General features: G+C 31.2%; 23 protein-coding genes. 8 read left to right on the top strand and 15 right to left on the bottom strand.

Annotated features, from left to right (window positions below; genetic code table 11):
• Window positions 1-19: 19 nt before the first annotated feature.
• Window positions 20-1,420, bottom strand: a complete 1,401-nt coding sequence (fumC, locus tag WHD54_RS02125) for a class II fumarate hydratase (protein ID WP_088323017.1) — start codon at window positions 1,418-1,420, stop codon at window positions 20-22.
• Window positions 1,421-1,580: 160 nt separating this feature from the next.
• On the opposite strand from fumC, the gene WHD54_RS02120 reads away from it, so the two are divergent.
• Window positions 1,581-1,754 carry a hypothetical protein gene (locus WHD54_RS02120; protein ID WP_198943133.1) on the top strand — a complete coding sequence of 58 codons (174 nt, stop codon included), beginning with the start codon at window positions 1,581-1,583 and terminating at the stop codon, window positions 1,752-1,754.
• A gap of 193 nt (window positions 1,755-1,947) precedes the next feature.
• Here WHD54_RS02120 and WHD54_RS02115 read toward each other — a convergent pair whose 3' ends face one another.
• The 3 genes from WHD54_RS02115 to prfB form a co-directional block, all read right to left on the bottom strand.
• The gene (locus WHD54_RS02115) at window positions 1,948-4,416 is read right to left on the bottom strand and encodes an outer membrane beta-barrel family protein (RefSeq protein ID WP_198943132.1); all 2,469 of its coding nucleotides are present in this window, start codon (window positions 4,414-4,416) and stop codon (window positions 1,948-1,950) included.
• A 107-nt stretch (window positions 4,417-4,523) separates the two neighbouring features.
• Entirely contained in the window at window positions 4,524-4,865 is a 342-nt protein-coding gene (gene arsC / locus WHD54_RS02110; protein WP_088323016.1) for an arsenate reductase (glutaredoxin), read from the bottom strand.
• 8 nt (window positions 4,866-4,873) lie between these two features.
• A complete protein-coding gene (prfB, locus tag WHD54_RS02105; RefSeq protein WP_088323015.1) occupies window positions 4,874-5,971 on the bottom strand; it encodes a peptide chain release factor 2 in 1,098 nt (365 codons plus the stop codon).
• 149 nt (window positions 5,972-6,120) lie between these two features.
• On the opposite strand from prfB, the gene WHD54_RS02100 reads away from it, so the two are divergent.
• Entirely contained in the window at window positions 6,121-8,541 is a 2,421-nt protein-coding gene (locus tag WHD54_RS02100; RefSeq protein ID WP_088323014.1) for a zinc-dependent metalloprotease, read from the top strand.
• 21 nt (window positions 8,542-8,562) lie between these two features.
• Complete coding sequence (locus WHD54_RS02095; protein ID WP_088323013.1) at window positions 8,563-9,582, top strand: threonine aldolase family protein; 1,020 nt, start codon at window positions 8,563-8,565, stop codon at window positions 9,580-9,582.
• A gap of 7 nt (window positions 9,583-9,589) precedes the next feature.
• Here WHD54_RS02095 and WHD54_RS02090 read toward each other — a convergent pair whose 3' ends face one another.
• Window positions 9,590-10,204 (bottom strand): hypothetical protein, encoded by a 615-nt coding sequence (locus WHD54_RS02090; RefSeq protein ID WP_088323012.1) that lies wholly within the window; start codon window positions 10,202-10,204, stop codon window positions 9,590-9,592.
• Window positions 10,205-10,206: 2 nt separating this feature from the next.
• Window positions 10,207-10,701, bottom strand: a complete 495-nt coding sequence (locus WHD54_RS02085; RefSeq protein WP_088323011.1) for an RNA polymerase sigma factor — start codon at window positions 10,699-10,701, stop codon at window positions 10,207-10,209.
• 120 nt (window positions 10,702-10,821) lie between these two features.
• Here WHD54_RS02085 and WHD54_RS02080 point away from each other — a divergent pair, with 120 nt between their 5' ends.
• From WHD54_RS02080 to WHD54_RS02060, 5 genes are all read left to right on the top strand, one after another.
• Window positions 10,822-11,715 (top strand): MerR family transcriptional regulator, encoded by an 894-nt coding sequence (locus WHD54_RS02080; RefSeq protein ID WP_088323010.1) that lies wholly within the window; start codon window positions 10,822-10,824, stop codon window positions 11,713-11,715.
• A gap of 65 nt (window positions 11,716-11,780) precedes the next feature.
• Window positions 11,781-13,247: a phytoene desaturase family protein gene (locus tag WHD54_RS02075; protein WP_088323009.1), complete on the top strand. Its 1,467-nt coding sequence runs from the start codon at window positions 11,781-11,783 to the stop codon at window positions 13,245-13,247.
• A 3-nt stretch (window positions 13,248-13,250) separates the two neighbouring features.
• Window positions 13,251-14,093 carry a phytoene/squalene synthase family protein gene (locus tag WHD54_RS02070; RefSeq protein ID WP_088323008.1) on the top strand — a complete coding sequence of 281 codons (843 nt, stop codon included), beginning with the start codon at window positions 13,251-13,253 and terminating at the stop codon, window positions 14,091-14,093.
• Between the two features lie 285 nt (window positions 14,094-14,378).
• Entirely contained in the window at window positions 14,379-15,167 is a 789-nt protein-coding gene (locus WHD54_RS02065; RefSeq protein WP_088323007.1) for a metallophosphoesterase family protein, read from the top strand.
• Between the two features lie 3 nt (window positions 15,168-15,170).
• The gene (locus WHD54_RS02060) at window positions 15,171-15,821 is read left to right on the top strand and encodes a hypothetical protein (RefSeq protein ID WP_088323006.1); all 651 of its coding nucleotides are present in this window, start codon (window positions 15,171-15,173) and stop codon (window positions 15,819-15,821) included.
• A gap of 59 nt (window positions 15,822-15,880) precedes the next feature.
• Here the strand turns inward: WHD54_RS02060 and argH are convergent, their stop codons facing one another.
• The 9 genes from argH to WHD54_RS02015 form a co-directional block, all read right to left on the bottom strand.
• Window positions 15,881-17,155: an argininosuccinate lyase gene (gene argH / locus WHD54_RS02055; RefSeq protein ID WP_088323005.1), complete on the bottom strand. Its 1,275-nt coding sequence runs from the start codon at window positions 17,153-17,155 to the stop codon at window positions 15,881-15,883.
• Between the two features lie 47 nt (window positions 17,156-17,202).
• Window positions 17,203-18,282 carry a M20 family metallo-hydrolase gene (locus WHD54_RS02050; protein ID WP_088323004.1) on the bottom strand — a complete coding sequence of 360 codons (1,080 nt, stop codon included), beginning with the start codon at window positions 18,280-18,282 and terminating at the stop codon, window positions 17,203-17,205.
• Window positions 18,283-19,059 carry an acetylglutamate kinase gene (gene argB / locus WHD54_RS02045; protein WP_088323003.1) on the bottom strand — a complete coding sequence of 259 codons (777 nt, stop codon included), beginning with the start codon at window positions 19,057-19,059 and terminating at the stop codon, window positions 18,283-18,285.
• Window positions 19,060-19,092: 33 nt separating this feature from the next.
• Complete coding sequence (locus tag WHD54_RS02040; RefSeq protein WP_088323002.1) at window positions 19,093-20,031, bottom strand: N-acetylornithine carbamoyltransferase; 939 nt, start codon at window positions 20,029-20,031, stop codon at window positions 19,093-19,095.
• Between the two features lie 12 nt (window positions 20,032-20,043).
• Window positions 20,044-21,171, bottom strand: coding sequence for an aspartate aminotransferase family protein (locus tag WHD54_RS02035; protein ID WP_088323001.1), 1,128 nt, complete (start codon window positions 21,169-21,171; stop codon window positions 20,044-20,046).
• Window positions 21,172-21,181: 10 nt separating this feature from the next.
• Window positions 21,182-21,982 carry a pyrroline-5-carboxylate reductase gene (gene proC / locus WHD54_RS02030; RefSeq protein WP_088323000.1) on the bottom strand — a complete coding sequence of 267 codons (801 nt, stop codon included), beginning with the start codon at window positions 21,980-21,982 and terminating at the stop codon, window positions 21,182-21,184.
• 135 nt (window positions 21,983-22,117) lie between these two features.
• Window positions 22,118-23,101 (bottom strand): N-acetyl-gamma-glutamyl-phosphate reductase, encoded by a 984-nt coding sequence (argC, locus tag WHD54_RS02025; protein WP_088322999.1) that lies wholly within the window; start codon window positions 23,099-23,101, stop codon window positions 22,118-22,120.
• 1 nt (window position 23,102) lies between these two features.
• Window positions 23,103-24,299: an argininosuccinate synthase gene (locus WHD54_RS02020; protein WP_088322998.1), complete on the bottom strand. Its 1,197-nt coding sequence runs from the start codon at window positions 24,297-24,299 to the stop codon at window positions 23,103-23,105.
• Complete coding sequence (locus WHD54_RS02015; protein WP_088322997.1) at window positions 24,286-24,915, bottom strand: GNAT family N-acetyltransferase; 630 nt, start codon at window positions 24,913-24,915, stop codon at window positions 24,286-24,288. The genes WHD54_RS02020 and WHD54_RS02015 overlap by 14 nt, the downstream gene beginning before the upstream one ends.
• Window positions 24,916-24,937 lie beyond the last annotated feature (22 nt).

Raw genomic sequence — 24,937 nt, 5'->3', positions numbered from 1 at the left:
TTTTTATGATAGTATTTTTTTACTCTTTCAAGCTTCCAGTCATTTCTTCTGGTTTAACCCAATCATCATATTGTTCTGGAGTTACATATCCTAAACGTACGGCTTCTTCTTTTAAAGTTGTACCATTTTCATGTGCTGTATTTGCTATTTCTGCGGCTTTGTAGTATCCTATTTTTGTGTTTAGTGCAGTTACTAGCATTAAAGAATTATTAACAAGCTCTTTTATTCTGGTGTAATTTGGTTTAATACCAGCTACACAATTCTCTTCAAAAGAAATACAAGCATCACCTATTAATTGTGCAGATTGTAATACGTTTGCGGCCATCATAGGTTTAAAAACATTAAGCTCATAATGACCTTGTGTACCACCAACAGTAACAGCAACATCATTTCCTATAACCTGTGCACACACCATAGTTATAGCCTCTGCTTGAGTAGGGTTTACTTTACCTGGCATAATTGATGAACCTGGCTCATTGGCAGGAATAATAATTTCTCCAATACCAGAACGTGGTCCGGAAGCCATTAAACGAATATCATTAGCAATTTTATTTAAAGAAACGGCAATTTGTTTTAATGCACCATGCGTTTCTACTAATGCATCATGCGCTGCTAATGCCTCAAACTTGTTTTCTGCGGTTACAAAAGGTAATCCTGTGAACTCAGCAATATATTTAGCAACCAAAACATCGTAACCTTTAGGTGTATTTAAGCCTGTACCTACAGCAGTACCACCTAATGCTAATTGAGATAAATGTGCTAAGGTGTTGTTTAGTGCTTTTAAACCAAAGTTTAATTGAGCCACGTAACCAGAAAACTCTTGACCAAGAGTAAGTGGTGTTGCATCCATTAAGTGGGTTCTACCAATTTTTACAACCTCTTTAAATTCTTCAGCTTTTTTTTGTAAAGAATCTCTAAGTTGAGTAATACCAGGAATGGTGTTTTCTACTATTTTTTTATAAGCAGCAATATGCATTCCTGTAGGGAAAGTATCGTTAGATGATTGTGATTTGTTTACATCGTCATTTGGTTGAATTGTTTTTTCACCTTCACCAATTTTTTTACCTGCAATTTCATGAGCTCTATTGGCAATCACTTCATTTACATTCATGTTAGATTGAGTTCCAGAACCAGTTTGCCAAATTACTAATGGAAATTGATTATCTAGCTTACCTGCTAAAATTTCGTCACAGACTTGTGCTATTAAATCTCTTTTTTCTGCAGTTAAAACACCCAAATCTGTGTTTGTAAAAGCTGCGGCTTTTTTTAAATAAGCAAAACCATAGACAATTTCTAATGGCATAGAGCCAGCAGCACCAATTTTAAAGTTGTTGCGAGAACGTTCTGTTTGAGCTCCCCAATATTTGTCTGCAGGCACATTTACTTGGCCCATGGTGTCTTTTTCGATTCTATATTTCATAATAAATGATTGTAATTATAAGTATAACAAATTTACAAAAAACAATGTAGATAGTTTTAAGACTTTAGGCTTTAAATACCTATGAAAAAAAATAAATTTAGGTAGTAAAATTTGAAAATATATCTTATTTTTGCATATATAACTTTTTAAACAAATTATAATGTTAGATTTTTCTCAATTCTCAGGATTGGTTTTGTTCATGTTTATATTTACAGCTGGTTTTTGGTTGTTAATATTTTTATTAACATTTGTAGTTCCTTATTGGATTGGTGGAACTATTTGGGGAAACCTAAAATTAAAAAAAGAAGCAAGAGAAGCTGCAGAAGGAAAGTAGTTTTAGCATTCGATATATAGTACTTTTAATATAAAAACCTCGTTCAATTTTATTGAATGAGGTTTTTTATGTTCGAGTAATGCGTTAAGGATAGTAGTGGAAATCCTTTTTTAAATTCCGATTTAATTTTAAACCTAACTTTACTAAAAAAGATTGAAACGGATAGCCTGTTTAAACGCCCAAAAGATTGTTATTATCCTTCGTAATCTTCTCCACCATCGTTATTATTACCTCTGTTTCCTCTATTTTGCTTTTTCTGCTGATTAAATCGGTACACAAAACTAACTCTAAATTGTGGCTCTCTCCATTGAAATTCTGAGTATTGCTCTAAAAATTGCGGAATAAATGTAGTTCTTTGACTTATTCTGCTATTAAAAACATCGCTAAAATTAATACTTAACGAAGCTTTTTCATTAAACAAATCTTTACTAGCTGCAAGATTCATACTAAAAACACCTTTGCTTTTTGTTTGCGCGTTTTCGCTTGGGCCACGATAATTGGTATTTATTTGCAGGTCTGTTTTACCAGGTAAGGTTATTTTTTGATTTAATCGAATAAAGAAGGCGGTATTTTCAAAATCAAAATTTTGGGTATTATTTGTATCAGGATTGGTGTAATCGCCTTTGCTGGTTACATTAAATAAATTAAAATCACTATTAATATTCCATGCTTTAAAAGGTTTATAGTTTAGGGTAAACTCTAAACCAACTCTTTCTTCAGTTGATAAATTGATTGGAAATCTTCTGGTTATTGGATCTCCGTTGTCGGTAATTTCTCCGGTAGCTTCTTGTATTCTCTCCCAATTATCTTCACTTCTGTTGTAATACACAGAGCTGCTTAGGGTAAATTTGCTCCAACGTTTTAAGTAACCAAAATCTAACGCATCTGTAATTACAGGATTCAAATTTACGTTTCCACTGTATATATTACTTTCACTAGATCTACTAGGAAACGGATTTAAGCTTCTGCCTCTGGGTCTTCTTATTCTTCTGTTGTAGCCTAAAGTGATGTTTTCTCCGTCTTTAAACTCAAAGCCAATATTTAGTGTTGGAAAAAGATTACCATAGGTTCTTTTATTATCTGAATTTACTGTTTCTTGCGTAATTTCTAAAGAAGTATTTTCATATCGGAGCCCTGCCAACAAAGATATTTTATTAAACTTTTGTCCATATTGAAAATAGGCAGCGTTTACAAGTTCTTTGTAATTGAAAGAGTTATTAAGTCCAGTATCTGGAATTAAAGGACCGTTATTTACAAAATCTTGTCTTTCTGCTAAGTAGAAGCTATTAAAAATGTCTCTATAATTCCCCCTATAACCAGCTTCATATTGTATATTTTCTCCTACAGGGTGCACGTAATCTATTTGTAATAATGCGCTTGTTTCGTTTTGGTCTTCTATAACTTGTTCTAGATCATTTAATAAATTTATTTGCGTATCTACCTCAGTTATATTATTTAAAATATCTTCTACTTCTGTAGAATATTGTGTATTGATAGTTAATCTTTTACCGTTACCATCAAAATTATTAACATAATCTAATGTATATTGTATTCTTTGCTCATCTTCACCTTCACTTTCTGTTCGGTAGGTAGCTTCATTAATATCGCCTACGTTATTAAATCTATTAATTTCGTTAGTATTCGTATCGTCATCATTTCCAGTATTAACAATAACATTTCCTATGATACTTGAATTTTCAGAAATATAGTATTCTGCTCCAAAACTTGTAAACAACGATCTTCCTAATCTTCCAAAATTTCTTGTTTCTACTACCTTTGCATTTCTTGCAGAAGGAGATAAAAAGTCGGAATCGCTAAAAGCGTTTCCAGGTGTTTCATTATACCGAAAACCTGTGTTGGTAAATAAGTTCCATTTTTTAGTTCTCCAATTAGCATTAAAAGCTGTCCCAACTCTTGCAGGTTCTCCTAAGTCTAATTGTAATGATCCGTTAAAACCAGTTAATTTATTTTTTCGAAGAATTATGTTTAGAATTCCTGCGGTTCCTTCGGCGTCATATCTTGCAGATGGAGAAGTTATAACTTCTACTTTTTCAATTGCTTCTGCAGGAATTTGCCTTAATGCCTCTGCACCATTTATACCAACAAGAGCGCTAGGTCTTCCATCTATTAAAATAGTTACATTTTCATTTCCTCTTAAACTAACATTTCCTTCTACATCTACCTGAACAGAGGGTACATTTCCTAAAACATCGCTTGCATTTCCACCACGAATAGATAGGTCTTTTCCAATATTGAATATTTTTTTATCCAAACGAATATCTACCGTAGTTTTTTCGGCAACAATTACAATCTCATCTAGGCTATCTGTATCTTCTTTTAATTCTATGACTCCAAAATTTTTGTTTGAAGTAATATTTTCTTCTGGAAACTTTTTCGATTTAAAAGAAATAAATTCGATACTTATTGCATATCTGGCTTTTGGAGTTTTAATATTAAATTTACCTTCTAAATCAGTAATTCCTCCAGATATTTCTTGAGTTTTTGTGTTTTTTAGAATGATAGTTGCGTATTCTAAAGGCTGTTTCGTAGTAGCATCTACAATTTTTCCTGAAATGGTAATTGTGTTATTTGTTGTTTCTTGTCCGAATGATAAAGAAGTAACTACAATACAAAAAATGATAAGTAAAAATTTTCTTGTCAAAACTTAGCTTTTTAATTAAAAGCGTAAAGTTCATTTTATTTTAAATTTTACAAAGTTAATTAAACGTTAAACAATTGTTTTTTAACATTAATTACGTTCTTTTACCTTTAAATAATTGTAAGTATTCTTTCTTTAGGTCTACCAATTACTGCCTTTTTTCCATTTGTTACAATGGGTCTTTCTATTAGTTTAGGGTTTTCTATCATGGCAGATATAAGTTCTTTATCAGATAGTTTTTTGTCTTTGTAATTGTCTTTCCAAATTTTTTCTGATTTCCGAATAAGTTCTATAGGAGGTATACCTAATTGTACTATTAAATTAGTAAGTTCGTCTCTGGATATAGCTGTACTTAGGTATTTTACAACCTCAAATTTCAAAGAGGAGTTTTCTAATATTTCTAGACCTTCTCTAGATTTTTTGCATCTTGGATTGTGGTATATTTTTAGCATAATTTGAGTTATTGGCTGTTTTTTTGTCCATTCATCATTAAATACGATTTTAAAAACGGATTGATATCTCCGTTCATAACATTGTCTACATTACCTGTTTCATGAGCAGTTCTAACATCTTTAACTAATTTATAAGGATGCATTACATAGTTTCTAATTTGGCTTCCCCACTCATTTTTTAATTTTCCAGATTCTATCTCATCTCTTGCGGCTTGTCTTTTTTGTAATTCAATTTCATATAGTTGAGATTTTAACATTTTAAGGGCAGTAGCTCTATTGTCATGTTGAGAACGCGAATTAGAGCAAGATATTTGAATTCCAGTAGGTTTGTGTGTAAGCTGAACTTTAGTTTCTACCTTATTAACATTTTGCCCACCAGCACCACTAGACCTGGCAGTAATTATCTCTATATCTGCCGGATTTATATCTATTTCTATAGAATCATCAGCTACCGGAAAAACATAAACAGCACCAAAAGTTGTGTGTCTTTTTCCATTTGAATCAAACGGAGAAATACGAACTAGTCGATGAACACCATTCTCACCTTTTAACCATCCAAAGGCATAATCTCCTTCAACTTCTATAGTAATTGTTTTTATACCAACTACATCTCCTGCCTGATAATTTAGTGTTTTTAGTTTGTAGCCTTGCTTTTCGGCCCACATTGTGTACATTCTAGAAAGCATTTCTACCCAATCACAGCTTTCTGTTCCACCTGCTCCAGCATTTATTTGTATGGTTGCAGAAAGAGAATCTCCTTCTTCAGACAGCATGTTTTTAAATTCTAAATCTTCTAAAAAAGTACTTGCTTTTTCAAATTGAACTTCAATTTCATGTTCCTCTATTTCACCTTCTTTATAAAAATCGTAAAGTACTAGAAGATCTTCATACAAAGAAATTGTTTTTTCATAATCTTCTACCCATTTCTTTTTTAATCTTAGTTCTTTCATTAAAATTTCTGCCGCTTTCGGGTCATTCCAAAAATCTGGATTTGCCGTTTTTTCCTCTTCATTGGCAATTTCAATTAACTTTTTGTCAATCTCTAGATAAGATTTTAGTTTGGTTATTCTGGCACCTATATTTTTTAGTTGTTCTTGTGTAATCATAGTTAAAATCAAAAGTAAACAAATCTAAATAGCTTACATAAAATACCTAACAGTAAATTCTTAAAAAATATATAAATAGCTATTTTTTTATTAAAATATTCTTTTGTTTCTGTGTTGGATTTTTATAATTTTAGAAAAATTATTTACACATGAAAAAATCGCTTTTTTTCCTACTACTATTTTATGTTTCGTTAAACACTTTTTCTCAATTTTTTATTGATAAGAATATAAATAAACTCCAAAAGGGAATTACAAAATTTCAGGGATATTTTACTTTTTATTACGATGAAAATACAGATAAAATATTTTTGCAAGTTGAAAAATTAAATTCAGAGTTTTTATATGTAAATGCTTTATCTGAAGGTGTTGGCTCTAATGATATTGGCCTAGATAGAGGTCAGCTAGGCGGCGGAGCAGTGGTGTTTTTTAAGAAAGCTGGAAACAAGTTACTGTTAATTCAGCCAAATTTAAACTACAGAGCAATTACAAACAATACCCTAGAGAAACAGTCTGTAAAAGAAGCTTTTGCAAAATCTGTTCTTCATGGCTTTGTAATTAAAGAAGAAAAAAGCGGCATTTTTTTAGTAGATGCTAGCTCTTTTTTAATGAGAGATGCCCATGGCGTTTCTACTACTTTATCTAGAAAAGGACAGGGTAATTACAATTTAGATTTTTCTAGGTCTGCTTTTAATCTAGAGCGAACCAAAGCATTTCCTAAAAATGTTGAGTTTGATGTAATGCTAACTTTTAAAGGAAGTCCGAAAGGATATAGTATAAGAAGTGTAACGCCCAACGCCAACCTTTTAACTGTTCATCAACATCACTCTTTTGTGGCACTACCAGATACGAATTACAAACCTAGAAAATTCGATACTCGGTCTGGTGGTTATGCAATGTCTTATTTAGATTATGCCTCTCCTGTAAATGAATCTATAAAAAAGCAATTTATTTATAGACATAGGTTAGAAAAAAAGAACCCGAGTACCAAGGTTTCTGAACCTATAAAACCAATTATTTATTATTTAGATAATGGAACACCCGAGCCTGTTAGAACGGCACTTTTAGAGGGAGGAAGTTGGTGGAACCAAGCATTTGAGGCTGCAGGATATAAAAATGCTTTTCAGATTAAAATGTTACCAGAAGGCGCAGACCCTTTAGATGTAAGATATAACGTAGTGCAATGGGTTCACAGATCTACAAGAGGTTGGAGTTATGGTGGGAGCATTTCAGACCCTCGAACTGGAGAGATTATAAAAGGCCACGTAAGTTTGGGAAGTTTAAGAATTCGTCAAGATTTTCTTATAGCACAGGCACTAGAAGCGCCTTACAAAAATAATAAGGTTAACGATACTCATGCGTTGGAAATGGCAATAGCTAGAATAAGGCAACTATCTGCCCATGAAATCGGACATACTTTAGGTTTTGCTCATAATTTTGCAGCAAGCACAAACGGAAGAAGTTCGGTAATGGATTACCCGCATCCGAAATTTAGGTTAAAAAGTGATGGAACTATAGATTTTTCTGATGCTTACGATACTAAGATTGGAGAATGGGATAAAGTTATTGTTCAGTATTTTTATCAAGATTTCCCTGAGGATATCAACGAAGACAAAGCACTTAACACTATTTTAGAAGAAGCTACTCGAAAAGGATTAAAATACTTGTCGGACCAAGATGCTAGATCACAAGGAAGTGCAAGTTCAGCAGCTCACTTATGGGATAACGGAGCTAATATTCACGATGAGTTATATTCGGTTTTAAAAATCAGAAAAAATGCAATTGCTAATTTTTCAACAGACAATATTAAAGATAATGAACCTTACAGTGTTTTAGAGGATGTTTTTGTTCCTCTATATTTTTTCCACAGATACCAAACAGAGGCAACTACAAAATTAATTGGTGGTTTAGATTACTCTTATGCTGTAAAAGGAGGAAATCAAACAGTTGTTAAACGCATTTCTGGAACTACAGAACGTGTTGCTTTACAAGCAGTTTTGCAAACGTTACAATTAGATGAAATAGCCATACCTAAAGATAAACTTTCTTTATTTCCACCAAGAGCTATTGGGTATGGAAGAACAAGAGAATCTTTTAAAAGTAATTTAGGAGTAGAATTTGATGCTTTTGGAGCTGTAGAAACTGCTGCTGAAATGACTTTAGACTTATTGTTGCACCCACAAAGAATGTCGAGACTTGTAAATCATAAAAGTTTGCAGAAAAGTCAGTTAGGATTAGAAGAGTTAATAGACGAATTAGTTGCAAAAACTTTAAAAAAGCAACATAAAGACACCTATTATCAGGAGTTGCAGCATGTAATAAATGTTAAAGTGCTAGAGCAGTTGTTTTACTTAGCTAATAATAAACAACAATATTACCAGGTAAATGCTATTATAAGAGCTAAACTAGAAAATATTAAGTTGTTTCTAAAAAACACCACAAAAACGGGCATTCAGAAAGTATATAATGTTTCTTTAATAAAGATGATTGATGATTTTGAGAAAAACCCAGCTAGCTTTCAAAAGAATAAAGCACCACAAATACCAGATGGTTCGCCAATTGGTAGTTATTAATTTTTTCTAAATACTAGATAAATGATTATAGATTTAATTTCTGATACGGTTACAAAACCAACAGAAGGAATGTTAGAATCCATGATGCAGGCAAAAGTTGGAGATGATGTTTTTAATGCCGATCCGACTGTAAATGCTTTACAAGAAAAAATGGCAAAGCTTTTTGGAATGGAAGCTGCATTGTTTTTTCCATCCGGTACGATGGCAAATCAGGCAGCAATAAATATTCATACTCGCCCAGGAGATAAGCTTTTTTGTGATAAATATGCGCACGTTTATAATTATGAAGGTGGTGGAGCGGCTTTTAACTCTGGTGTAACTTGTAAGTTGATAGATGGAAAAAGAGGCATGTTTACTGCAGATCAGTTAGAATATTCTGTTGCAGGAAGATCAGATATTCATGTGCCAAATGCTAGTTTAGTTTGTATAGAAAATACCACAAATAAAGGAGGAGGAGCTTGTTGGCAATTTTCGGAGTTAGAAAAAATACAAAAAGTTGCTACAAGTAATAATTTGGCATTTCATTTGGACGGAGCTAGATTATTTAATGCTTTAGTAGCCAAAAATGAAAATCCAGTTCAATACGGAAAATTATTTGATACTATTTCTATTTGCCTTTCTAAAGGTTTAGGGGCCCCAATTGGTTCTGTATTATTAGGTTCTAAAGAGCATATTTCTAAGGCGCTACGAGTGCGAAAATTATTTGGAGGCGCCATGAGGCAAGTCGGTTTTTTAGCAGCTGCTGGTATATATGCTTTAGACTATCATGTAGATAGACTTGCAGAAGATCATAAGAAAGCTAAAGAAATTGCAGCTGTATTATCAGCTGTTTCTTATGTTACAAAAGTAGCACCAGTAGAAACTAATATTGTTATTTTTTATGTTGATAGCAACATTGGTGACACAAACTTTATACTTAAAATGCGTGAGAAAAATATTTTACTAACACCTATGGGAGAGGGAAGAATTAGAATAGTAACACATTTAAACTACACAGAACAAATGCACCAAAAATTATTAGAGACGTTAAAGAATTTTTAAAAGTTCTTTATTTATCATCAAGAGTCGCAATTTCTCGGTAGTTTTTATGTAATTTTTTAAGTAGTATTCCGTAAAGAAGTTGGTAAAAAAGATAAAATAACCCCACAAAAATAATTGTTATAAAGAACATTATTAAAACAAACCAAATACTTTGTGATGTGTTAAATGGATATTCGTTGCTATTAAAAAGAACGGCTGAAGTAACAGTTACAATAACAAAAACAACATACGCTAAATTAAAGATAACATAGTTTCTTACCGTTTTTCTTGTTTTTATAATTTTGGTTAAAAGTCCTTTTGTAGATTCTACAACAGATATATTTTTATAATTCATGTAAAATTGATATAGGAAGTAAAAAAGTACTAGGTAACAAATAATTTGAGAGTACCACACAATATCGACAATACCTAAATCTGAGTAAGTTTTATTTGCATCTTCTAAATCTACAAATAGATACAGAGAATTTAATAAGATAAACTCCAATAGTCCAATAATAAAAATCCATTTTACAATAGAGGATGAATTAGAGTGTGCAAGTTTATAAATTTCTGAAGCAGATAATTTGGTACTACTATCAGTCTGATCTTTCCAAGCTTTTTTATAGTTATCTAATACATCCATTTCTATGAGTTTAAAATATTTTTTATTTTTTCTTTAGCTCTATTCATTTTTACTCTTGCGTTTACACTAGTAATTCCTAGAGTTTCAGAGATTTCATCATAGTTTTTATTTTCAAGATATAAAAATATCAGCGCTTTATCTATATCATTTAGCCTATGAATTGCGCTGTATAACGCTTTCAATTGCTCATCTTGAGTAGCATCATATCCTTTGGTTTCAATCTTATAAGCTAAATCGCTATAGTTTTGTGTTTTAATTGTTCGAGTAGATTTTCTATACAAAGAAATAGCTGTATTTAACGCAACTCTATAAAGCCATGTACTAAACTTCGAATCTCCACGAAATTTCGGATAGTTTTTCCAGACTTGTATGGTTATTTCTTGAAATAAATCTTTGTGAGAATCGTCATCTGTGGTGTAAACACGACAGATTTTATGAACAATATTTTGATTGATTTCAAAGTCTTCTAAAAATTTTTTCTCTAAATCTTGATGCACTTAGTTTTTGTTAGCTAGTTATCTATTAGTATACAATTTCATAAAAATGTTACAATTATGCTAAAATAACTTGTAATTTATAAAAAACTGCTACATTTGTTTAACTAAAAAAAAAATACATTGAACAATATTAAAGAAGATTTTACTATTAAAGACCTAGAGAATATTTCTGGTATAAAGGCGCATACTATAAGAATATGGGAAAAAAGATATAGTTTATTAGAGCCAAAAAGAACAGAGACCAATATTAGATATTATACACATAGTAATTTACAAAAGCTTTTAAACATTGTGTTGTTAAACAATAATGGTTTTAAAATTTCTGCGATTGCCAAAATGTCTGAAGAAGAATTAAAAGAACATGCAAGACAGCTCGCTTTTTCAACGGCAATTAATGATGAGGCAATTCATACTTTAAAATTATCGATGTTTCAGTTCGATAAGGTATTGTTTAACAATACTTACGATCAGCTTTTACACAAAAAAACATTTCGAGAAATATTTAAAGATGTCTTTATTCCGTTTTTAACACACATTGGCTTGCTGTGGCAAACAGATACTTTAATGCCTGCCCACGAACACTTTATATCTAATTTAATTGCTCAAAAAATTCATATCAATACAGAAAACTTACAAAGTAGTGTTCCAAGCTCTAACAAAACATTTGTACTTTTTTTACCAGAAAATGAAATTCATGATTTAGGCCTACTATATTTAAATTACGAATTAGTGTTAAGAGGAAATCATACAATTTACTTAGGTCAAAGTTTACCTTTAGATAATTTAAGTTATTTTTTCGAAAATGATAGAAAACTTTGTTTTATAACCTCCTTAACAGTTCAACCTTATGATGATAAATTAGAAGCCTATTTTAATGAGCTTGAAGGAATTTTAAAAGATACCTCTCATGAATTTATTGCTATTGGTAGAAAAACAATAAAAATTAAAGATAAGAAGTATAATTTTAATATTTCTTTTCATGATTCAGTGACCGATTTGTTAAAAGAATTATAATAATAATGTTAGTGAAACAAATTGTTTAATTTTTAAATATATTTGTTAAACAATCATATCCATCAATGAGTAAAGAAATATATATTATAGGATCTGGCTTTTCAGCTTTATCAGCCTCGTGTTACTTAGCAAAAGAGGGTTACAAAGTAACAGTTTTAGAGAAAAATAACACTTTAGGTGGTCGAGCTAGACAATTTAAAAAAGAAGGATTTACCTTCGATTTAGGTCCTTCTTGGTATTGGATGCCAGATGTTTTTGAACGTTTTTTTGCTGATTTTGGAAAGAAGCCGTCAGATTATTACACCTTAGACAAGCTCAGCCCAGGTTATGAAGTATACTTTGGTAAAAATTCTTCACTAAAAATTTCTGATAAGTTAGAGGAAATCTATCAGTTATTTGAATCAGAAGAGAAAGGGAGTTCAAAACATTTAAAAAAGTTTATAGACTCTGCCAAATCAAATTACGAAACTGCCATTAAAGACCTAGTTTATAGGCCAGGTGTTTCTCCTTTAGAACTCGTTACAACTACAACTGTTGCAAGAGTATCTCAATTTTTTTCTACCATTAGAAAGCAAGTTAGAAAAAATATTAAAAGTGAAAAGCTTATTAAAATTTTAGAGTTTCCTGTACTTTTTTTAGGTGCAAAACCTAGTAACACACCGGCGTTTTATAATTTTATGAATTATGCAGATTTCGGTTTAGGAACGTGGCATCCTCGTGGAGGAATGTATAAAGTTATAGAAGGTATGGTTTCTTTAGCGACCAATTTAGGTGTTACTTTTGAAGTAAATGCGAATGTAGAAAAGATTATCACAGACAGTAATAATCAAGTAACAGGGCTGTTGGTAAATGGACAAAAAATTGATACTAATCTTGTTTTAAGTGGCGCCGATTATCATCATACAGAAACCTTACTAGATGAAAGTTTACGCCAATATTCAGAAAAATATTGGAGTAAAAAAATATTTGCACCCTCTTCGTTATTGTTTTATGTAGGCTTCGATAAAAAAATTCAAAATGCAAGTCATCACACACTATTTTTCGATACTGACTTCGATGCCCATGCAGAAGAAATTTATGATGCGCCAAAATGGCCATCATCGCCATTGTTTTATGCCAATTTTACATCAATTACAGATGTTACCTCTGCACCTGAAGGAAAAGAGGCTGGCTTTTTTTTAATTCCTATTGCACCTGGTATTGAAGATACTGAAGAATTAAGAGAAGCGTACTTTCATAAAATTATAGATAGATTTGAAAAATTAACAGACCAAGAAGTTAAGAGTAGCGTACTCTTTAAACGATCTTTTTGTGTTAAAGATTTTCAATCAGAATACAATTCTTACAAAGGAAATGCATATGGTATGGCAAATACTTTGTTACAAACTGCTTTTTTAAGACCAAAAATAAAAAGTAGTAAAGTTAAAAATTTGTACTTTACAGGTCAGTTAACTGTTCCGGGTCCTGGAGTTCCGCCAGCCTTAATTTCTGGAAAGTTAGCAACAGAATTAATTATTAAAAATAATAAGTAACCGATGAAAGCATTATTTGATAAGGTTTCTAATGAGTGTAGTAAGTTAGTTACTGAAAAATACAGCACTTCTTTTTCTTTGGCAGTTAATACGTTGTCCCCTAAAATAAGAACTGATATATATAATATTTATGGATTTGTTCGCTTTGCAGATGAAATAGTAGATACTTTTCATGATTTTGATAAAGCGCAGTTAATGGAGAATTTTGAAAGAGATTACTATTTAGCAGTTGAGCAAAAAATTAGTTTAAATCCTATTTTAAATTCATTTCAGCAAACAGTTAATAAATACAACATTCCAGATGAAATGGTTCAAGCTTTCTTAAAAAGTATGAAAGCAGATTTGCACAAAACAACCTATGCTACAAAAGAGGAATATGACCAATATATTTATGGCTCAGCAGATGTAGTAGGTTTAATGTGTTTAAAGGTTTTTGTAAATGGAGATGATGAACTTTTTAATAAACTAAAAGAGCCAGCAATGCGTTTAGGCTCAGCTTTTCAAAAAGTTAACTTTCTGAGAGATTTAAAAGACGATTATGAGGTTTTAAACCGTTCTTACTTTCCTAATATAGACCTCGGAAAGTTAGACAAAGTATCTAAACAAGTTATTATTGATGAAATTGAAGAAGATTTTGATTTTGCTTTTAAAAACGGTATATTAAACTTACCATCTGAGGCTAAATTTGGAGTGTATATGGCTTATAGATATTACAGAAGATTATTAAAAAAGTTAGACAGTGTACCTTCAGAAAAAATTATGGATACTAGAATCCGTATTTCCGACCCAATGAAAATAAACCTTTGGGCTAGAAGTTATGTAAAATATAAGTTGAATTTAATATAGAATCAATTTTATTTTTACTAAATAATAAGTAACAATTACCTCACATAAACGGTGAGGTTTTTTGTTAAAGGCATGCAAATTAAATCCCAAAATCATTTTTCTTGTAAAGTATGCTCCTGTGGTTGTTAAAATAACCTTAATTTATGAAAATATACCATTTTATTTTACTTTATGGCATACTCTTTGGAATATGTTAAGAAGTATCTTTTAATACATTAAACATCCCCTAAAGTAGCTGAAGTTAAATTAAATTTTGACTTTTTTTTTATGGGTAAAAATTAAAGAATGAAATTCGTAAAATTAGCACTATCTATTGGGTTTATACTAACATTTGTTAGGTGTGATAATGTTTTTGACTATTCGGTTTACGGTGCAGAAGTTAGAAATGAAGATAAAAATAGCACTGCAAGAAACATTACTTTAATTAAAAACTTACAACCCACTTCGAACAGTTTTAAGTTTGCCTTTATTACAGATATTCATTATTACTACACAAATTTTAGAAAAGTAATTGATGACATTAATAAAAATGAAGATATTTTATTTGTAATTATTGGAGGAGATATGACAGAGCAAGCTGTTTTAAAAGAATATGAGATTTTTTATGATATTATAGATAATCTTAAGAAGCCATATTTAACTGTTATAGGAAATCATGATTATAAGTCTAACGGTGCTCAAATTTACAATGCTATGTTTGGATCATTCAATTATTCATTTTACTTTGATAATAAAAAGTTTGTTTTTTTTGACAATATTGTTTGGGAGAGTAAAAAAAATCCAGATTTTACGTGGTTGTCAAAAGAATTAGAAAACTCTAATGCTGCTAATCAGGTTTTTGTATTTGCTCATATTCCGCCAAATGGAGATCAGTTTACAGAAGAAATGAGAGAAACTTATACCTCTATATTAGAAAATCAAAAGGTAACTCTTTCTACTCATGGGCACACTCATAACTATTATTTTAAACAAAATACGGTTAGTTATTTAACGGGTCCCTCTGTAAAAGAAGCTGCATATTGTTTAGTTGAAGTTTCAGAAAATTCTTTTAATGTTTCGTTGGTCGAACTTTAGGTTATGAAATTAAAAAAAATATGCTTTGTAATTGTTGTTGTTATTTTGTGTTATCAAAAGTATTCTGCACAAAATATTTCTAATAAGAAAAGTATTTATAAAGATGAATTACCAATTATTTCTGATTTAAAAAACAAGAAACCTTGGTATGTGCCAGATTATGTAAAAACCCAATTTGCGGGTAATATTGGTCTTTTTTCTTTTGGTGTAGGTTATGAAGTTATAGACAAAGTATGGTTTTCAGAATTACTATTTGGCTTTGTACCTGAGTCTATAACTAAGGCAAAACCAGTTCATCTTGTTACTTTTAAAAATAGTTTTTCTCTAACAACAAAAAACATATCCAAAACGCTCAGTTTTTCTCCTATTGTTGGTTTTACAACTACTTTAGAAACTAATAATAATTCATTTATAACGGTTCCAGATATTTACCCAAGTGGATATTATATTACAAATGCAGTACATTTTACATTATTTGGTGGAGTATCCTTTCACAAAAACTTTACCAATGATGCATTGTTAGATGGTGTAAATATTTATTTCGAATTGGGTACTGTAGAAACTTATTTATGGTATTTAATCACCTCAAAAGAAGTAGGTTTAAAAGATGTTTTTAGCACAGCAATTGGTATCAATTTTCACATTAAATCGTAAATAAAAACACCATTATTCTGTACATAGAATAATGGTGTAAATAAAGTTAGTCTTACGATTTAATTAGGATATTTGTCACGAATCTTATCAATAGAAAGATTATGTATACTTCCGGTGTGAGTGTGTTGTTTACCAAGATCTGGTTTATAAGTTCCGTTTTGTACTTGACCACCAATTTGTTGATATGCCTCTCTAAATGACATACCTTTAATAACCAAGTTGTTTATACTATCTACTGTAAATAAATATTGATATTTTTCATCATTTAAATCTATTTCTTTTACAATTACTTGTTTAATAGTATGATTAAAAATATCTAATATATCCTTTAAGTCTTCAAAAGCATTTATAATATTCTCCTTTAATAACTGATAATCTCGATGATATCCTGTAGGCAAATTATTAGTAATTAAAATCATTTCTGTTTGCAGCGCCTGAATTTTATTACATTTACCACGAATTAACTCAAAAACATCCGGATTTTTTTTATGCGGCATTATACTACTTCCAGTGGTAAGTTCATCTGGAAAAGAAATGAAATTAAAATTCTGACTCATATAAAGGCAAACATCCATTGCAAATCTTGCCATTGTATTACACAAACTACCAAAAGCACTAGCAATGGCACGTTCACTTTTACCACGACTTAGTTGTGCTGCCACAACATTATATTTTAAAGTACTAAACTGAAGCTCTTTTGTTGTTAATTCTCTATCAATAGGGAAGGAGCTACCATAACCAGCAGCTGAGCCTAACGGATTTTGATCTACAATTTTAGTTACAGCATTTAATACATAAACATCGTCAATCAGCAATTCTGCATAAGCAGAAAACCAGAGTCCGAAAGATGATGGCATAGCTACTTGTAAATGGGTATAGCCTGGTAAAAGATTGTCTTTGTGGGTTTCTGCTAAATTTAAAAGTGTGTTAAATAAAGTTTTAGTTTTGTTATTTATTTCTAGTAAGTTTTCTTTGTAATAAAGTTGTAAGGCCACCAAAACTTGGTCGTTTCTAGACCTTGCGGTATGAATTTTTTTCCCTATTTCGCCGAGTTTGTTTGTAAGTTCCCATTCAATTTTTGAGTGAACATCTTCAAAATTATCCTCTATTATAAAAGTGCCTTTTTCTATATGGCTTGCTAAAACTTTTAGTTCTTTTTCTAAATCAGTTAATTCATTATTGCTAATAATACCAATAGACGCAAGCATTTTTGCGTGTGCAATAGATGCTTGTATGTCATATTTTGCAATATACATATCTATTTCTCTATCATTTCCTACCGTAAATTTTTCTATTTGTTTATCTATAGAAAATCCTTTGTCCCACAACTTCATAGTTTCAGTATTTTATTTTTATTGATGGTTATTTTTATAATTGATTACTAATTATCATTTTTAATAATTACTCGATTTAATAGCTCTATATAAATGTTAATACCTTCTTCGATTTCATTTATGTAGATAAACTCATTCGCAGAATGAGAGCGTGTACTGTCTCCTGGTCCTAATTTTAAAGATTGACAACTTAAACATGCTTGGTCGGAGAGCGTTGGAGAGCCATATGTATTTCTTCCCATTTCAATGCCTGCTTTTACCAATGGATGATGTAGTGATATTGAAGATGAGTTTAAGTGTAAACTTCTTGCATTTATTTCATCGCAAGGAGATTCTCTTTCTAAAATTTCTGCAATTTCTTTATTAGTATACGCATCGTTTACACGAACATCTACAACCATATCTACATGGCCAGGTACTACATTGTGCTGAGAACCTGCGTTTATTTGAGTAACAGTCATTTTTACATCACCTAAAATTGCAGAGGTTTTGCCAAACGAAAAATCTTTAAACCACTGTAATACTGGTATGCTGTTGTATATTGCATTGTTATTATTGGGGTGTGCAGCATGACTAGGAGTACCTTTTATTTTTGCATCGAACACAACCAGGCCTTTTTCTGCCACGGCTAAATGCATTTGTGTAGGTTCACCAACAATAGCAACGTCAATTTTTGGTATTATTTTTAACATTGAGTTTAAGCCATTTTTACCACTACTTTCTTCTTCGGCAGAAGCAACTATTACTAGGTTATATTGTAGCTTTTTATTGCTGTAGAAATATGAGAAAGTTGCCAGTAAAGAAACCAAACAACCACCGGCGTCATTACTTCCTAAACCATACAATTTACCATCTTTTTCGAAAGCTTCAAAAGGGTTGTTGGTATATGCAGAATTGGGCTTAACAGTATCGTGATGTGAATTTAAAAGAATGGTAGGCTTGGTGCTATCAAAATATTTATTGGTGGCCCAAACATTATTTTTTGTTCTTTTAAAAGGAATTTTATTGCACTGAAACCACTCTTCAATTAAAAGTGCTGTTTGCGTTTCTTCTGATGAAAAAGAAGGAGTTTCAATTAATTTTTTTAAAAGTGAAATTGCGTTATTAGTTAGTTTCTGAATATCCATTTATAGTGAAATTGTAGTAAAGTTAGTGTTGTTTTTTGTGAGTATATCTGTGTTACCAAGGTATACTTTTTGCACCCCTTTATTAATAGCATTTATACAGTTTTCTAATTTTGGTATCATACCATCTACAATTTTATTTTCTGATAATAATTTATTGTAAGTACTGTTGTTGATAGTTTTAATAACAGAGTTTGTATCGTTTATGTTTTCGAGAACCCCATTTAATTCAAAACAATAATAAATAGAAGTTTCATAGATTTTACTTAATGAAATGGCTATTTGAGCCGTAACAGTATCAGCATTTGTGTTTAATAATTGTCCGCAGTTATCATGTGTTATTGCACAGAATACAGGAGTAAAATTTGCTTGCATCAATTTATTAATGGCTAGTTGATCTACTTTTTTTACATCACCAACATAACCAAAATCGACTTCTTGTTTTGGCCTTTTTTCAGAAATTATAGTATTGGCGTCTGCACCAGTTAAACCAATAGCATTTGTTTGTAAAGCTTGTAATTTAGCTACTATGTTTTTATTTATTAATCCGCCGTAAACCATCGTAATAACCTCTAAAGTTGCTGCATCTGTTATACGCCTACCATTTAGCATTGAAGGTTCGATTCCTAATTTTTTAGAAATAGTTGTTGCACGTTTACCACCTCCATGAATCAGTATTTTTTTTCCTTTCAAATGAGCGAATAACGTTAAAAATTTGTTTAGTAAATTTTCGTCTTCAATAATATTTCCTCCAATTTTTACAATTGATAATTTTTCCATTTGTTTTCAATTATTAGCAATATACTATTTGACCTAAAGCGTTTCTAGAATTTTTTTTAATACTAATTGTACAGCAAATGTTCTGTTATTTGCTTGCTTAATTACCAAAGAGTTTTTACTATCTAACACTGCATCTTCAACAACAACATTTCTTCTAACTGGTAAACAGTGCATAAATTTGGCATTTCCAATTTTTTGTTTGGTAATTTTCCAATCATCATATTTTTGAGTAATTGAACCATAATCGTCATAAGAGCTCCAATTTTTAGCATAAATAAAGTCTGCATTTTTAAAAGCTTCTTGTTGGTTATTTGTAACCATACAGTTTTTAGTTATTTGTTTATTTAAATTGTATCCATCCGGATTTGCAATTATAAAATCAACATCCATTTTTTGCATTGTTTGTACAAAACTATTAGCAACAGCGTGCGGAAGTGCTTTTACATGAGGCGCCCAACTTAGTACAACTTTAGGTCTTTTTTTTAGAGAGTATTCTGCAATAGTAATTGCATCGGTTAAACCTTGAAGTGGATGCCCCGTGGCACTTTCCATATTTATAATTGGTACAGTGGCATGTTTTAAAAAGGCGTTTAAAACAGTTTCTTTCTCATCCTTTTCTTTATCAGTTAAACTCGGAAAAGCTCTTACAGCAATTACATTACAATATTGAGAAATTACGGCAGCAGCCTCTTTAATATGTTCGGCAGTAGTTCCATTCATTACCGCTCCATCTTCAAACTCTATTCCCCAAGAGTCTTCTGTAACGTTCATAACAATGGTATTCATTCCTAAATTTAAAGCTGCTTTTTGTGTGCTTAAACGGGTTCTTAAACTAGCATTAAAAAACAATAAACCCAACGTTTTATCTGTTCCTAGCTTCTTGTTTTTTAAGGGATTACTTTTAATTTCTTTTGCCTCTGTTATCCAAGAATAAATGTTATCTATGTCATTTATATGTGTGTAATTTTTCATGATTCGTTATTTTTATTTTAATACTTCTTTTAAAGAAATAAAAAATTGGTCGATGTGTTTTTCTTTTACTGTTAGCGATGGTAAAATTCTTATTACATTTGGGTTTTTAGCATTTCCTGTAAAAATATGGTGCTCTAGAATCATTTTTTTTCTTATTTCTGCAATCGGAAAATCAAATTCTAGTCCTAACATTAAACCTCTTCCTTTTACCTTTTTTACTTCAGATATTTCTTTTGCTTTCTCTATAAAATAGTTGGAAATTTTGGTAGCATTTTCCATCAATTTTTCATCTTCAAGAACCTCTAATACGGTTAAAGCGGCTTTACAGGCAAGATGATTTCCTCCAAAAGTTGTTCCCAATAAACCAAAAGAGGCTTTTATATTTGGGTGAATCAATATGCCTCCAATAGGAAAGCCATTCCCCATCCCTTTGGCAATAGGAATAATATCTGGACTCACATTGTATTTTTGAAATGCAAAAAAATCACCAGTTCTTCCAAAGCCAGACTGAACTTCATCGGCAATAAAGCAACAATTGTATTTTTTACAAAGTGCATCTGCTCCTTCATAAAAACTAGCATTGCTTTCGTCTAAACCACCAACACCCTGAATAAACTCGACAATTACTGCACAAACATCTCCTTTTTTTAAAGCATTTTCTAGTCCTGATAAATCGCCTAATGCAAGTATTTCTACTTCTTGCTGAGCATTTAAAGGGGCAATTATTTTAGCATTATCTGTGGCAGCAACGGCCGCCGAAGTTCTACCATGAAATCCGTTTTTAAAGGCTACAATTTTCTTTTTGTTGGTATGAAAAGAAGCTAGTTTTAGCGCATTTTCATTAGCCTCTGCACCAGAATTACACAAAAATAACTCATAACCATTACAACCAGATATTTGTATTAATTTTTCGGCTAGTTTTGTTTGAAGTGGGTTTTGAATAGCGTTGCTGTAAAAACCAAGTTTTGCCACTTGTTCACTAATATTTTTTACGTACTTAGGATGCGAATGACCAATTGAAATAACAGCATGACCGCCATACAAGTCTAAATACTTTGTGCCATTTTCGTCAAATATATACACATCTTTTGCCGTTGTTGGAGTAATATCAAATAACGGATATACATTAAATAAGCTCATTTTTTAACTATTATATTTGTTCTTCTTTTATTGAATTTATTTTGGTGAAAGAAGCTACCATTCCCTGAATAAGTGCTGCACTTAAACCTTTTTGTTCCATTTGATTTAAACCTGTAATAGTACACCCTTGTGGTGTTGTAACTTTGTCTATTTCCTCTTCTGGGTGTTTTCCATTTGCAATTAATAAACTAGCCGCACCTTCGCTGGTGAACATGGCCAATTCTTGCGCTTCTTTTGCATCAAAACCTAATTGAATAGCTGCCTGTGTAGTAGCTCTAATAAGTCGCATCCAAAATGCAATTCCGCTTGCACAAACTACCGTTGCAGCTTGCATTTGAGTTTCTGGAATAGCAATAGAGTTTCCCAATCTATTAAAAATTGCAATGGCTATATTTATTCTTTTTTCTCCTTCTTTATTGGCACACAAGCATGTCATAGACTTACCAACAGCAATTGCGGTGTTTGGCATTGCTCTTATTATAAATTTATCTTTTCCTATAATTTTTTCAATTTTTGGAATTAAAAAACCAGTAATAGTAGAAATTATAATGTGTTTTTCTGTTAACAGCGGCTTTATTTCTGACAGTATTTCTTCAAAATGTTTTGGCTGAACAGCAAAAATTAAAATATCACTATTTTTCACAGCCTCTTTATTGTTCGAAGTAATCTGTACATTTTTATATCCCTTAAAATTCTCTAAGGTATTTACCTCTCTTTTCGTCAAAAACAACGAAGTTATTGCATTATTTACAATTAGTCCTTTTGCAATAGATTTACCCAAGTTCCCTGTACCTATTATAGCTATTTTCATTTTTTTTGTTTTGGGCGTTCCCCAAAAAAGGGGTCGCGCTTTTCATTATATCTTTTTAGTTTTTTTTGTCCCTAATAGTTCAAAAAAAACTAAAAAGGATGTCATTTCAATCGCTAACGCGAGCTTTTGAAAATTTTAAAAATAATTTGCTTTTAACTGCAAACCAGTTGTTTCATTTAGGTTACACATTAAATTCATATTTTGAATTGCCTGACCAGATGCACCTTTTAACAAATTATCTATGCAACTAGTAATTAATAATTTGTTACCGTGTTTTGTTAAATGAATTATACATTTATTGGTGTTTACTACCTGTTTCAAATGGATTTCATCATCAGAAATAAAAGTAAAGGCAGCCTCTTTATAGAACTCTTTGTATAATTTCAAAGCATTTTCAAGACTATCATCAAAAACAGTATAAGCAGTTGCAAAAATTCCTCTAGAAAAATTTCCTCTATTAGGTATAAAGTTAATTTCTTTATCAAAAGATTTTTGTAGCTGTTGAACCGTTTGTACTATTTCACCTAAATGTTGATGATTAAAGGCTTTGTAATGCGAAAAATTATTGTCTCTATATGTAAAATGAGTGGTTGCCGACAAAGAAGTACCAGCACCTGTTGCACCTGTAACAGCATGTATATGAACATCATTTTTTAATAATTTACTAGAAGCCAATGGTAAAATAGCTAGTTGAAGCGCAGTAGCAAAGCAACCCGGATTTGCCACATTTTGAGCTGTTTTTATTGCTTCTTTTTGTAGTTCTGGTAGGCCATATATAAACTCTTTATTGTTAAAAAAATTATCCTTACTAAGTCTAAAATCATTACTTAGATCTATGATTTTTGTTTGCGCAGAAAAAAAATTATTTTCCAAGAAAATTTTTGAGTTTCCATGACCAAGGCACAAAAATAGAACATCAATATTTCTGTTTATTTCATTTGAAAATGAAAGATTTGTAGAACCCAACAAATCTTTATGAACGGTATGTATTTTGTTTCCCGCGTTAGATGTACTAAACACAAAATTAATATTTGTATGAGGATGATGTAATAATAACCTTATTAACTCACCTGCAGTATATCCTGCACCACCAACAATGCCTATTTCTAATTTTTTCATTTTAAATAGAAGTATTATTTACTTGTTGATAAATTTTATTCTGATTTCCAACAATTTTTATGAATCCTTTGGCCTCTTCAGCAGACCATCCTTTATTTTCTTCCCCATAACTTCCAAATTTTGCATTCATTAAGTCATGTTTAGAAATAATACCATCTAGAGAAAAGTGATAAGGTTTTAATGAAACAGTAACCAAGCCAGAAACATTTTTTTGTGAGCTTTCTAGAAAAGCTTCCATATCTCTCATTACAGGGTCTAAATACTGTCCTTCGTGCAAATGCATTCCGTAGAAACTTGCTAAGTATTCTTTATGTTGTAATTGCCATTTGGTAAGTGTATGTTTTTCTAATAAATGGTGTGCTTTAATGGTTATAAGAGCTGCTGCAGCCTCAAAGCCAACACGCCCTTTTATACCAACAATAGTGTCGCCTACATGAATATCTCTACCAATAGCATATTTAGAGGCAATTAGATTTAATGATTCAATTACTTTTTCTGGAGTGTTTTCTATACCATTTAAGGCTACTAATTCTCCTTTTTTAAAAGTCAGTGTAATTTTTTCTTCCTGTTTTTTTTCAAGTTGAGAAGGATAGGCATTTTCTGGTAATGCTTTTTCAGAGCCTAAGGTTTCTACACCACCTACACTGGTTCCCCACAAACCTTTATTTACCGAATATTTCGATTTTTCCCAAGACATATCAATACCATTATCTATGAGATAGTCAATTTCTTGTTGTCTAGTTAAGCTGCCATCTCTTATAGGAGTAATAATTTTTATTTCGGGAGCCAGTGTTTGAAAAATCATATCGAAACGAACTTGATCATTTCCTGCACCCGTAGAACCGTGAGCAATGTATTGTGCACCAATACTTTTGGCGTACTCTATAATTTCTATAGCTTGTACAATTCTTTCGGCACTTACAGAAAGCGGATAGGTGTTATTTTTTAAAACATTACCATAAATCAAATATTTTACAACTTTTTGGTAAAATGTAGCAATAGCATCGATATTTTTGTAGGTAGACACGCCCATTTTGTAGGCATTACTCTCTATGATTTTAATTTCAGATTCAGAAAATCCTCCTGTATTTACGCTTACTGCATGAACATCAAATTTTTTACTTAAACTTACAGCGCAGTAAGAAGTGTCTAAGCCACCACTGTAGGCAATTACTAATTTATTTTTAGTCGTTTCCATTATTTTTATTTTTTTTTAGAAGTAGTGTTTGTTTTATATTTTTTAATCGTTTAAAAACAGTCTCTTTAACAGCTTTTTTAGGTTCATTTTTTACTGCTTTTGGGTCATAGAGCATACCGGTACAAAGGCACATTTTTTGTTCTGTTCTTGTTAAAACATCGTAATTTTTACAAGTTTGGCAGCCTTTCCAAAAAGATTGATCATCGGTGAGTTCAGAGAATGTTACCGGTTTGTATCCTAAATCGCTATTTAATTTCATTACCGCCAAACCAGTAGTAATACTAAAAACTTTTGCCTCAGGAAATTTTGTTCGGGAATGATTAAAAATGACTTGTTTTATTTTTTTTGCCAAACCGATATTTCTAAAATCTGGATGCACAATTAAACCTGAATTTGCTACAAATTTTCCATGGTCCCAAGCCTCTATATAGCAAAAACCAGCAAATTTATCTCCTTCTAAGGCAATTACTGCATTGCCATTTTCCATTTTAGAAATAATGTATTCAGGCTTTCTTTTGGCAATACCAGTGCCTCTTACCTTAGAGGCTTCTTCAATCGTATTGCATATAATTTCTGCATATACGCTATGTGTTTTGTCTGCAATTACAATTCGCATTGTATTGATAATTTAAAAATTG

This window comes from Polaribacter tangerinus (genome assembly GCF_038024095.1).
Taxonomy (GTDB): domain Bacteria; phylum Bacteroidota; class Bacteroidia; order Flavobacteriales; family Flavobacteriaceae; genus Polaribacter; species Polaribacter tangerinus.
Note: the sequence above shows the minus strand (reverse complement) of the source record. Positions and strands in the feature narration are given on the sequence as shown.